General features: G+C 35.4%; 7 protein-coding genes. 1 reads left to right on the top strand and 6 read right to left on the bottom strand.

Going from position 1 to position 13,259, the window contains the following annotated elements; translation table 11 throughout:
• The first annotated feature begins 7 nt into the window (after window positions 1-7).
• Window positions 8-1,021 (top strand): UDP-glucose 4-epimerase GalE, encoded by a 1,014-nt coding sequence (galE, locus tag QWY88_RS05610; RefSeq protein ID WP_304544943.1) that lies wholly within the window; start codon window positions 8-10, stop codon window positions 1,019-1,021.
• A 2-nt stretch (window positions 1,022-1,023) separates the two neighbouring features.
• Here galE and QWY88_RS05605 read toward each other — a convergent pair whose 3' ends face one another.
• Genes QWY88_RS05605 through pelF form a run of 6 tightly spaced genes read right to left on the bottom strand, consistent with a single transcriptional unit; the run spans window position 1,024 to window position 13,258 of the window.
• A complete protein-coding gene (locus tag QWY88_RS05605) occupies window positions 1,024-3,747 on the bottom strand; it encodes a bifunctional glycoside hydrolase/polysaccharide deacetylase family protein (RefSeq protein ID WP_304544941.1) in 2,724 nt (907 codons plus the stop codon).
• A gap of 1 nt (window position 3,748) precedes the next feature.
• A complete protein-coding gene (locus tag QWY88_RS05600) occupies window positions 3,749-6,592 on the bottom strand; it encodes a tetratricopeptide repeat protein (protein WP_304544939.1) in 2,844 nt (947 codons plus the stop codon).
• A complete protein-coding gene (locus QWY88_RS05595) occupies window positions 6,589-7,644 on the bottom strand; it encodes a hypothetical protein (RefSeq protein WP_304544937.1) in 1,056 nt (351 codons plus the stop codon). Before QWY88_RS05595 ends, QWY88_RS05600 begins: the two co-directional genes overlap by 4 nt.
• Window positions 7,628-10,189: a polysaccharide deacetylase family protein gene (locus tag QWY88_RS05590; RefSeq protein WP_304544935.1), complete on the bottom strand. Its 2,562-nt coding sequence runs from the start codon at window positions 10,187-10,189 to the stop codon at window positions 7,628-7,630. Before QWY88_RS05590 ends, QWY88_RS05595 begins: the two co-directional genes overlap by 17 nt.
• Window positions 10,167-11,540, bottom strand: a complete 1,374-nt coding sequence (gene pelG, locus QWY88_RS05585; protein ID WP_304544933.1) for an exopolysaccharide Pel transporter PelG — start codon at window positions 11,538-11,540, stop codon at window positions 10,167-10,169. Before pelG ends, QWY88_RS05590 begins: the two co-directional genes overlap by 23 nt.
• Complete coding sequence (pelF, locus tag QWY88_RS05580; protein ID WP_304544931.1) at window positions 11,540-13,258, bottom strand: GT4 family glycosyltransferase PelF; 1,719 nt, start codon at window positions 13,256-13,258, stop codon at window positions 11,540-11,542. The genes pelG and pelF overlap by 1 nt, the downstream gene beginning before the upstream one ends.
• Between the last annotated feature and the right edge of the window lies 1 nt (window position 13,259).

Raw genomic sequence — 13,259 nt, 5'->3', positions numbered from 1 at the left:
TACATAGATGATATTAGTCACCGGCGGAGCGGGATATATAGGTTCACATACATGTATAGAGTTAGATAATGAAGGACTTGATTTTGTAGTATTTGATAATCTTTGTAACTCTTCAAAAGAGAGTTTAAAAAGAGTATCACAAATTATAGGTAAAGATGTGAAGTTTATAGAGGGTGACATCAGAAATGAAACTGACCTGCAAAAAATATTTGATCTTTATGATATAGACTCCGTAATCCATTTTGCAGGACTTAAAGCTGTCGGAGAATCTATTGAGAAACCGTTAGCATACTATGATAATAATGTAATAGGGACTATAAAACTTTGTGAAGTGATGGCGCAAAACAACTGTAAAAAGATTGTTTTTAGCTCTTCGGCAACTGTCTACGGAGATCCTCATACGACACCAATTACAGAAGATTTTCCACTCTCAACTACAAACCCTTATGGAAGAACAAAACTTTTTATAGAGGATATACTTAAAGATCTGTTTACTTCAGATCATGAATGGAAAGTTATACTTCTTCGCTATTTTAATCCTATCGGTGCACATAAATCAGGTTTAATAGGTGAAGATCCAAACGGAATACCAAATAACCTTATGCCTTATATATCACAAACTGCTGTTGGTAAATTGGAGCAATTAAGTGTATTTGGAGATGATTACGACACGCATGACGGTACAGGTGTAAGAGATTATATACATGTTGTCGATTTAGCGGAGGGACACGTAAAAGCGATTGAAAAGATTGATAGTTTAGAGAATGTACTGACGGTTAATCTAGGAACGGGGAAAGGGTATTCTGTTTTAGATATTGTAAAGGCATTTGAAAAAGTATCAGAAAAAAAGATCCCATACAAGATCACAGCAAGACGCAACGGTGATATAGCAAAATGTTTTGCCGATCCTAGTTATGCTAAATCTGTTTTAGGCTGGGAAGCAAAGCGCTCAATTGATGAGATGTGTGAAGATAGTTGGCGATGGCAGTCAAAGAATCCTAACGGATATAAAAACAACTAGAGTTATTCACACTCTAGTGTTATTGTTACCGCTTTTGTATCTTTATATTTGAGTGTAACAATATTCTCTTCCTCTAAGAGCTTGCGTGCCTTTGGAGTGGAAGATATACTACACTCTTTATCAACATACATACTCAATTCAAGATCTACATAAGAGCTAAAACTATAACTCTTGGTTGTATTACTCTCTTTATAATCAGTAAGTTTTCCATTACTTGAAACCATATAGATTTTATTGTTGTTTTTAGGAGAGAGCTCTATAAGATGTTTTCCTCTTTGATCGAGACTCAAATAGGTATGGTTTTCAAATTGGCTAAGACCTACGACACCTTTTGAGTTATTAAGGTCTACATTTGTATCAAAATCCTCAAATCTGATGGTTTTTAGGTCATTCATTCCTGTAATGAGCCAACTATTTTCATCTTTTGCCATAGAGACCTCATACATATCCATAACTTTGGGGATATATTCAGAGGTAAAGATTGGCATGACATCTTGTTTGAGAGCCCAGTTAAATACATATTTCAACGCCTCTAACGATGCACGTTTAGAACCTGAGTATAGGTGATAATAGATATCTATAGGTTTTAGACGTCTGGGTGAGTTTGTCAGTTCAAAAGTTTGTGTTACGCGTTTAAATCCCCAAAACGGTCCAAGCCAGTTGTTTGTATATACATTTTCATTTTGTGCACCTGTATAGACTTGGTAGTACTCTGAACGTTTTAATCCAAAAGGGGAGACACGTGTAAGCCAGGGATGGGTTTTTACAATAGTGGTATCACCACCGTTGATTGCCAAAATATGATCTTTGTAGATATACTCTAAAGCATTTTTTCTTGGGGCACAGTCTCCACTCCAAAAGATAGTCTCTGCTTTTTTAGATTTGTTTTTCGGTGAGTATTTTTCATTGATATTATCAAGGGTGGTTTTGAGTTCTCTTTCAAGTGAAAACTGATACTCTGGTACTTTGAGTCTATACTCCTCACTTAGATTGTCATCAACTATTTTCTCCCAAAAAAACGGGTGTGTAAATGTATGGCTTGCCGCTTCTACATTCTCAAGTGCAAACATTTTTTTTGTTATATCTATTAGTTTTTCTGAGAGCTTTGGATAAAGGCCGTTTGGATCTATCTCGGCTCCAATAACAGAAACCGAATGGGGAATTTTATATTTTTTTAGAATTTTATTAAGAATAACATCACCTGAAAACTCTCCAAAATCCCCCTCTACTTTATTCATAATACCGTCACCGTCAATGTGCGTGAAAAGGAGACGTTTCCCATTTTCGGTAGTTGGATCTGGCACTGGCAGTTTTTGGAGTCTTAACGCCTGCGCAAAAAATTTAAAAGGGTTAGTGACCCATATATCTTCACCATTAATAGATGTAATAAAAGCTCCATTTTGAAGATATCCGCCCCATGAAGTGATCGCTGCAGGGGTGGATGTTTTTTTGTCTGCATATTGATAGGTAAGTAACTCTTTTGCATCTTTGACATGAATGAGCATAGGGTTTCTAGACATAGGAGGTTCAATCTCAAAACCAACCATTTCATCTTTATAAAGGATAGATTGTTTTGGTAGGTTCGTCTGTTGGATTGTAATGCCAAGGGATGCAAGTTCATCCTCTTTTACATCAATACCAAAGGTGTTGACAAAAACAATAGGAATATTGCGTTTCTTTACCTCTGTAACCCACTTTAAGAGTTTATTTGGATCGTTATAGTATTTTTCTAGCCAAATAACTATCCCTGCATAATGATCTAACTTATCGGGATTTGGTAATCCTTTGTTGATATCGTAAAGTTTTTGTATATATCCGAGATATTCAAAGATAAGTCCACCCTCAAAATGTGCACCTTGAAGCATTCGATCGAGTCTACTTTCATCTATAAGAGTCAGAATCTCTCTTTTAACACTGTTTTTAGAACTCTTTCCGTAGATATCCAGCGCTTTATTTGCTACATAAGGGATGAAACCTTTTGCTTGAAGTTTTTCTACAAGCTCATCAGCTTGTTTCATATCAAAGAGATAATCAACGGCAATAATGTCGAGATTATATTTTTTAACCTTTTCAAGATTATGATCAAGCCATATACGGTCTGCTTCATCTACTGTTTGATAGGCTAAATTTTTCCCTTTTAAGCCTCGATAATAGGATTCAAATAAAACCGCATTAACCGCGTTATGAACATTGTCTATAATTCCAAAACCACGATTGATTATCAGTTTTGAGTCGGGATATCTTTTATGAAACTCAAGAATAAAACTAGCTAAAGATTGTTGACTCTTTTGAATCTCTTCGGGTGTTTTTGAGTAAAAATAGTATGAGTCTAAAGTATCAAAGAAGAAGTTTTTAAATCCTTGCTTTAAAAGAGGTTCTATTTGATGTGTAAAGATAAACTCTTGATACTCTTTATTGTTGATATCGAGAACATCACTCCTCCAAGCTTCATTTTTTGCAACGATCCAAGAACTATTGATATCACTAAACTCACTACTGTTAGTGTCAGTTTCTCCGATACTTATATATGCATAAATATTTTTTTTATAAAGAGAAAATCCATGTGTAGCGGTGTTTGTATGGTTGGGTTGTACAATAATATAGTCATGGATACCGACCATCGGATAAGAGAGCTCATCACCATAATAAACTACCGCACTTTTATCTTGCAAAGAGCCAAATAAAAGTGCACTAAAAATCCACACAAGAAGCAGGTGTTTTTTCAACCTAGAACTCCTTTGAGAGTGTGTACATAAATTGATAATCTATATAGAACTGAAATACTTTTCCACCTATACCGTTGACAGAGTCGGTATATGAAGCACCGATACTCATATGATCTTGTTCAAATACTTTTCCGCCGATACCGCCATTGACACCAAATGTATAATCACCGATATCAGAGCTATAATAAGGGGAAAATTCAATGTAAGGTCTCCAAACTCTAGTGTAGAGGTTTTTATTCACATAACCATATGAGAAATTAATTCCTATGTTATAAAACTGGCTCGGTAAAACTTGATATTGATCTACTTGGAGTTGATCGATAACACCTTTGGAACCTGAACTTTCACTATAGATTCCATTATCGTAAAACATTCCAAAGCGAAGATCCGGATAACCGTTTCTCAATTGTTGTGAAACATTTGCACTAAAATATCTTCCGTTTCCAAGATGTACATTATCTTGGGAGTAAAAATCACTCAATTCATATCTCAGTTCAACAGAAGTAGAATCGAGGATCTGGTATGTTATTGACGGAGCAATAAGATCTTTTTTACCGCCGAGATAAAGCTGTGTACTCTCCTCAGCCCTTTTGTTTTTTGCTATCTCTAATGCACCTCTAAAGTCAGTACTGAATTGATAAGTTGTATTTAAAAGAACTGAGAGATAGTTCCTCATATTATGGTTATAGAGAAGATCAAGTTCAATAGAAGCTCTCTCAGTTACCTTTTTAATGCCGAGTGTAGCATCATAAGTACTTTTTGGAACATCTACTAAAATATCCGGATCAGATGATTTGTTGTCGTAATATCCAAAACCGGTTAAAACATACCAGCTGTCCCCTATATAAGAGCTGTTTTTCAGTGTAACGTAGTGCTGTTCAAGTGGATCTCTGATATATCTGGAAAGTCTGATATCAAGTGTGTCACTTCTAAGTTTGCTGAGCTCTATCTGTTGTATATAGTTGTTTTTATTATAGTGGTTATGATCAAAGAAGTTATAGTTTATTGCTTGTGCCAATGCAATCTGCCCATCCTCTTTTGCTTGGAAAGATGCATCTGAGGCAGAGAGCTCATAGAGGTATTGATCAAGCAGGTTCTCTATATTTGTATGGTGCTGAACAACAATAGCATTTGAGAACTGCATCCATAGTTCCGGAGTCGGTGTTTGTGTATAAATCTCATGACTTTTTTCAAGCGCATCTTTTTGCAATGCCCAAGAGTACGCTAACTCGTTATAATTTTTCGGTTTGAGATATGGTTTTGCTTTTTTGAAGTTTTTCTCAAACTTATCTGCACGCATAACATACATTGCCGCACTGAGATAGTTTGTAAGATGATCATTGTCTTTTTTAAGGCTAGGAGTTTTTTCTCTTTGTTCTTTTAAAAGGTTCAAGACCTCTCTCATTCTTAATTTAAAAGCTTCATCTCTATTTTGCATTTGATAGATATATGCTTGTAAAAATTTATAGTCAACACTTTGTGTAATGATATTCTTTTCAAAATCAAGGAGACTCGTATAGTAAGAGGCTCTGTCGATATTGTTGATATAGAAATATGCAGATGCTAAAGTGAAGTAAAGTGATGAAGAAATATTGTTTTTCTCTTCAATCTCCAGAAGGATCAGTTTTGTATTTTTAACATCATGCAGATCCATAAAGTGCCATAAAAGAGCTGTTTTGATCTCTATATCGTATGGGGATAACAAAAGTGCTTTTTGTAAAGCCATCTCTTCGAGATCGTACTTTTCATAGTGGTTATAAACTTTTGATTTTATGATCCAGTACATAGCCTCTTGTGTAAGGGGTGAGTTCTCTTCATCGATTGTCTTTAAGAGTTTGTTGAGCTCATCAAACTTGTTTTTGTTGATGGCATCATTAGCATAACCGAAAAACATATATGAAAGTTGATATTTCATATACCCCTCTTTTACTGCTTGTGCCGCAATTTCTGGATCAATATCCTGATAAACAACAGCAACCCTTTCATAATCGGACAATCTTCCCTTATCTGCATCAATCAACATTTTTGATGCTTGTGCGGCAGGAAGATTTTTTTGCAGATACCATCCCAGATCACTTTTTAGTTCAAAATACTGTAGTTCCGAAGTATCGTTATTATCTTCAATAATATCAGGATTGTCTGCATATGTAAGAGCGTTATAAGCAGTGTTAATATCTCTTAAAATATAGTAGTATTTTGCTATAAGGGCACTGTTTTGTTTTGAATAAGGTCTCTCTTTGCTGAGAATATCTACATATTTTTTTGCTAGATCAAGATCACCTAACTCTAAAGAGAGTTCAAGTGCTTTTGTAAGCAATAAAGGTTTTTTTGTTTTTTTATACTCTTTATCCAAGATTGTTATAACTTTTTCCGGAAAACCCGTTTGTTTATAGATGGTGATCAGTAGATCGATGTTCTCTTCACTAGGATTTTTTCTTACCCTGTTTCTTACTAGCGGTTCTATACTTTCATATTGAAAGGTTGCTTTTCCATACTCGATGAGTTGTTTCTCAATCTTAGGATCGTATTTGAGCTGATACATCTTTTTGAGGTGCTTCATAGAGCGTGCAGAACGACCTGTCCATTGTGAAATAGTAGCCATTTTCTCATTCCAATAGTAGGAATTTGGATGTTGGTTGTAGCCGATTTGTGCAACTTGAAATGCACTCTCCACATCACCTTTGTATAAAAATACTTGCACCATTAAACGAAGTTCTTCCTCCTCCGAAGCCGGTGTTTGTAATTGCTTTTTCTTTGCAAGCGGTGTTTGTTGCGTAACCGGAAGGTTCGCTTGTGCAACTACGGATATAAAAATAAAAAGTAATACTAGAACTATTCTTATCATAACTTATTCTCGTATTTTAGGATTTTTTTAGACAATTGCGATGCATATTCCAGCTCACCTGCCGCAAGGTAGATTCGCAAGAAAAATTTTCTCATCTTTATATTGCCTATATATTTTGATTCATATTGATGTACCAAGTTGGCCGCTTGTTTTAAAAGGTTGCCGGCTTGTAATGCTTTGACAGCTTTAACAAGATAACCCTCTCGTACATCTTCATCTTTAGAAACATAATAGAGTTTTAGATATGTATCTGATGCTGCTTCGTATTTTTTTATCATAAGATAGAAATTTGCCAGTTTTTCTTGAATTTCGATCGAATCATTAGCATATCTTTGTAAAATATTTTCGGCACTTTTATAGTCTTTATAACGGATAAATATATCATATTTATCCATAGCCCATTTTGTCGAGTTGCTCGTATCATACTTCTCTAAAGAGTTGATGAACTCCATTGAATCTGACTTTTTGTAAAGGTTTAGAGAAAGATAATACCCCTCTCTTAAGAGATTTACGTTTGTAGGATCCTCTTTTAACATTATTTGCAAGAAATAATAGGCAGCTTGAGGATTATGGGAAAATACTGCTTCGTTATGCCATTTTTTCGTATTGTCATCGTAAAGTTTCTCTGCATATATAGTTGCAAAAAGTTTTTTGAGATCATTGTGAAGAACTTTTTGTTGTTTTTCATCGTTGGTAGCAAAATACTTTATTTTTTTTGTTTGGTAAGTTAACACTATCGCTTTATTACGTATATATTTGTTCTTACTTTGAAGTAAACTTTTAGAGAGTTCAAGAGAGTGCTCAATCTCTCCTGCTTGTACATATTTTTCCAACAGTATCAACTTTAGTGAATCATCGTTAGGACTGTGTTCTAAAAGGTCTTTTAAGTAGATCATACTGAGATCATAATTAGACTGATCTGCAGATATTTGATCTTTTAAGATCCCTTTTGGATAGAGTGCAAAAAGGATAATTATAAAGATTACAACAGTGAACAAAAGTTCTTTATATGTTACAACATAAACAGTCTTTTCGTTATTGACATCGTACATCTATAGTTGCCTTTTTGTTAGATTTATATTTGAGAATTGTCTCTTTGTTCTCTAGCTTTTCAACCGAGCTTTCTGGAATAGCATTTACTACACAGTTATTAGGAATATGCAGTTTGATCTCAAGAGGTACATTCGCATTGAATTTGTAGCGTTTCGAGTTTTTATTATTTATGTACTCTGTAACTTCCCCGTTCGAACTAATAAGATACGCAGTGTTATCTACAGCTGCACCATTGAGTTTAAAACTATGTTTAATATGAGGATCTAAAGCGATATAGGTGTGATTCTCAAAATGTTTTACACCTAAGATAGTCTGTGAGTCATTAAGTGCTACCGTGGCATCTTTTTTCTCTACTCTAAGTGTTTTAAGGTCCCTCATCCCGTCATAAAGCCAAACCCCCTCTTCATACGCGATAGAAGCTGTCCAGAAGTCCATCGCTTTTGGAATATACTGTGAAGTGTAGATAGGCATGATATCTTTTTGTTGCATAACCCAGTCAAAAACATAACGTACAGCATTCAATGATGCTTTTTTTGAAGCTGAATAAAAGTGGTAATAGACGTCGATAGGTTTTAACCTTTTTGGAGAGTTTGTTAACTCAAACGTTTGTACAACTTTTTTAAATCCCCAGTACGGTCCCATCCAGTCTTTTGTAAAGACATTTTCATTTTCTGCACCTGTATAGATTTGATAGTACCCATCTCTCTCAAGACCAAGCGGGGCTACTCTGGTTAACCATGGATTTGCATTGTTAATAGTGGTGTCTCCGCCGTTAATGTTTAAAATATTGTGTTTAGCCAGATACTCTAGTGCATCGGTTCTTGGATTACAGTCTCCACTCCAAAATACTAGATTTGCTTTTTTATCTGAATTTTTACCAATCAGTTTATCTTGAATAAAATCAAGCATTCCTAATGTCTCATACGCTGTTGAAAAAGTATATCCAGGTGCCTGAAGTCTATATTTTTCATCGAGTTGATCATCTTTTATTTTTCCCCAGAAAAACGGGTGAGTAAAGGTGTGTGTCGCAGGTTCGACATTATCTAAGGCATAGATTTTTTTACTTAGTTGTAACAGCCTTTTTGATTCTTTTGGATAGAGACCATCTGGCATAATCTCTGCACCGATAAGAGATACGGAGTGTGGGAATTTATATTTTTTGAGTATCTCACTATAGATAATATCACCGGATATAAACTCAGGATTAAACTCAACACCGTTTAAAATACCGTCACCGTCCATATGTGTAAAAAAGAGTCTGCTACCGTTTTCTGTAGTCGTATCGGGTACGGGTAAATCTTTTAAACGCAGAGCCTCTTTAAAAAACATAAATGGATCGATGCTCCATAGGTTTTCTCCGTCGAGCTCTATAAAAAATGAATCACCGAGTGCATACCCGCCCCATGGCGTAATCGCTGCAGGTGTTGAGGTGAGTCCGTAATTGTCCTTATATGTTAAAAGTGCTTTAGAACCTGCCGGCGGTTTGATGTAAAATCTATCTTGGTTCAGCGGTACTTTTATCTCATAGTCCATCATTTTATCTTTGTGGACTATAGTTTTTGTAGCATCCGCCTTTGCATCCATTGCACTAATACCTAGCTGTTGTAAGAATGTATTTGATGAATTAAAACCAAAATCGTATGCAAATACAACAGGGATATTTTGTGACTGGATCTCTTTTATCCAAGTTACCAATTTTACAGAGTCTTTATATCCTATGCTTAACCAAATCACTACACCTGCATATTGACCCATATGCTCAGGATCCGGAAGTGAATTTTGGATATTATAGAGCTTCTGAATATACCCGTTATACTCTAAAGGTAAAGCTCCGTAACGGCTTGCAGATAACTCTTTACGATCTTCAATACTCTCATTTACAAGCGTCAAGATCTCTCTTTTAATCGCATTTTTCGATGATTTTCCGTAGTTATCCATACTTGGTGTTGTAATATAGGGGATAAACCCTAAATGTTTGAGTTGCTCTATATTATTCGATGAGAGAATCTCAACATCAATAATGTCATCACTCAGGTTTTTATAGAACTTGATGTTATTTTCAAGTTTTGGGTCTTTAGAAGCGTTATATACAAGTAAAGTATCAATATACTTAGAGATAGAGCTAAGAAGCTCTTGATCATCTAAATGGATAATTACCTGTGCATCTTGAACTGTTTTTGTCGATCTGAATTTGTTTAAAAACAGCGTTAGATTTTTTTGATAAATCGGCTTTTGAACGTCAAAAAAGAAGTTTTTATATCCACTCTTTGAGAGACGTGTAACATGATCTAGTAGCTCTTGAATGGTACTGGAATTACTAATGTTTACTTTTGCATAGATTTTATTGTTATATACCTCAAAACCATGTGTATAAACATTAGTTTTTACAGGATCTACGATGATATAGTCATGGATACCGACCATAGGATAGGAGATATCTTTTCCAAGATACACTATGGCACTTTTGTCATTTACCGAACCATAGGCAGTAGCTATAAAAAGGAAAAAAGTAAGGATAATTTTACTGTAACATAAATGTTTCATAATTCAACCTATTCATCTCTTCTCGAATAACTAATACACCGAGAGTAAAGACAATTAAAAGAGATATCGTATATCCGTATCCAAACATAGTCGTGCCCATGTTGATCGATAAGTATGTCAAAAGCCCGTTTAGAACAAAAAACGAGATAGAGAGCCACATAGCAGCTTTTTTACGATCAAGATAATACAATATAGCCAAAATAGACATAAATGCCAACTGTAACATAGCTCCAATTGTTAAGATATAAAATAATCCAAGATAAAGTGTAGAGATATTTAGTGCCGCAAAGAGTTTATCTGCAGTTAAAAACAAGATAATATCAACAATACCCTGCACCATAATAATCTCATGGATCGCATGTCTTACGATTGAGGTCATATCGTTTTTATATTTTTTGATAAGACCTAAAGTCCCGCCGCTTCTAACCGCATCATAGTAGAGATCATACTTTTCTGCAAAATCGGCTTCGAGTCTAAAGAAAAAGATAGCCATACCCGGTAAGATAGATAAATATGCCAAGAAGATCGGCATATCGTAAACTACAGAGGCGTGAAGTTTTCCGATAATAGCATGTCCCGTTGCAGGATGGTACCAAAAGATAAATTTATCGATCCATGCACCAAGGTTGTAACTTAGACCTGCAATTCCAAGTGTCCAGTAAAAGTTATGATCTAAAAAGAAGTTTAGTTTCATAAAGATTGTAGATGGATAGCTCTTAATAATTAAGCTCATAAGTATCGTAAAAAGGATCGCATTCCCGGTAAAAAAGATATATACAAGCATCTCGATAGAGCTTCCGTATGCATATGATACTGCAACGATAAAAGTATACGAAAGAAGGTATGCCCAAACAACTTGTGAATAGTATTTTAAACTCGCAGCCAATATACTTGAAATCCAGACCCCGCAAAGTACTAAGAAAGTAAGTACGGTACCGACAATAAATGAAGGGGGCATATCGCTAAATACCCAGATATAAAGCGGAACTATAAAGATAAGACCAAGCCCCCACGCTAAAAAGATAGCACCGAAGTAAGATGGTAAGATCTCATCATCTTTATTTCTAAAGATCAGATCGGCAATATACCTTGTAAAAGGGAGCTGTAAAATCCCCGTAATTATTAAACTTGATGCCAAAGCAATAGCATAGGTGATAACGACTTGAAATCTAAAGGCATCTTTTACTTCACCAAAGTGTGAAAGATTGATAAAACCTACCAGAATAATCGCTACAATCGATATAACCCAAGGCCCTGAGCTGAGTATTGCCGAATATCCATATACTTTACCGAGTGAAAGAAGTCTGTCTTCACGCAGTATTTTTCTAAGTTCAAATCCAATGCCCGCCATTATAGACCCCTCTGTGGTAGATTTGTTAAGAATTTTGTAATTGTAAATCTTTTTAACATCACTCTAGGATATGGTGGAGGTTTTGGCATATAGTAAGGGAAAACTATCTCTGCCAATTCATCCCAGGTAAGATCTTTTGCTTCGTTGTATAAATCTTCATATTGTTGTAAAAAAGATGCTTGAGAGTAGTATTTTCTTACACGTTTTAAACCAGCCTCGTGAGCTCTTTTCCATAAGCCGTTTTCAAAGTTTAAAAACTTGATATATTGAGATGCAAGTTCATCCGGATTTGCGATACCGGCAATTGCACCTGCAAAACCTATCGCTTTATCCTCTTCATCTATACCACCTTCTATTAGGTCGCGGCAACTTCCCACATCTGTTGCAACACAAGGTACGCCCGCAGCAAAACCCTCTAAGATAACTAAAGGCATCCCCTCACTGATAGAAGAGAGTGTCTGGATTGCCGACTTTGGTAAAATATCTTTAATGTTACTATGTCCAAAGAACTTTATTTTATCTCTGTGTGCAACAATATCTTCAAGAGACATTTCACTTTTATTGTTCTGAAATTTTTGTTTTCTGTGTTTTAAACCAAGAGATATCGCCATCTGTTGACACTCATCAAAATACTCCTGATCCTCTTCAACGGGACCGACGATCCACCCTTCGATATTTGGAATAGTCATAGATGCTATTTTAATAGCACGAATAAAGGTTTTAATATCTTTAATAGGTACGACTCTCCCAATAAGCGTGATGATAGGTCTTGGAGTCTCAAGACGCTCTTTCATTGTTTCTCCGAGACCTTCAACGTCAACACCGTTAGGGATAACCCGAGTTTTATTTTCATTTGCACCGTAGCTTATTTGAATTTTTTGCGCACCTGAAAAAAGTGAGAGGGTATAGTTTGAACGGTCATAACAAAAGATCCCAATCTTATCGAAAAAGTTTACCCACATACGTTTGATGTAGTTATACTCTTCGGGTTGTTGTAATAAACTAGGCTTTTTAAACTCAATCCAATCAGCCGAGAACATGTCGATTTTTCTTTCTCTTGTATAGATCCCGTGTTCCGTTAATAAAAACGGTCTGTTTGTTTGGTAAGAGGAGAGTGCTCCTAAAAATCCGGCATACCCTGTAGAAGGTGAATGAAATATTTTCGCTTTAGGCAATTTTTCGACAATATCAGCAAGTATCCATATAGGTTTATGGATATTTCTTAATGTCCAAAAATAGTCTACAAACGGGACATCCGGGCAGTTTTTACTATATGTTTCATCTATAAACTGCCAAGCTTTTTTTGAAAATAAAAAGTCTTCAAATGTTACATCTTTTGTATAAAAAGAGATGTCTTGCAGCATTTTGGGCATTTGAACCTTATCACTTTTAAAACTTGAATAAAGTTCACGAATAGCTTCAAAACCTGTTTCATTCCCTTCAATTTTTTTTGGAGGAGGTGTATCTTCGTTGTCAAAAAGGTAGTGTACCTCAAGATGTTTTAGATTCGGTGGGAATTCATAGCTGATTTTCATCTTTTTGCCGTCTATGGTATCTTGAGCACCTATAAAACAAACACCGAAAGTAAATTGCGGTAAACCTTTCATAAGTTGCAATAGCCAACTAGAAACGCCACCTTTTATGTATGGATAAGTTCCCTCGGAAAAAAGCATGATATCAACATTATCACTTTTTGGAAATTTAATATTATGTGGCATT

The sequence above is a fragment of the Sulfurimonas sp. hsl 1-7 genome (assembly GCF_030577135.1).
GTDB lineage: Bacteria > Campylobacterota > Campylobacteria > Campylobacterales > Sulfurimonadaceae > Sulfurimonas > Sulfurimonas microaerophilus.
This window is presented reverse-complemented; position numbering and strand designations above follow the sequence as displayed.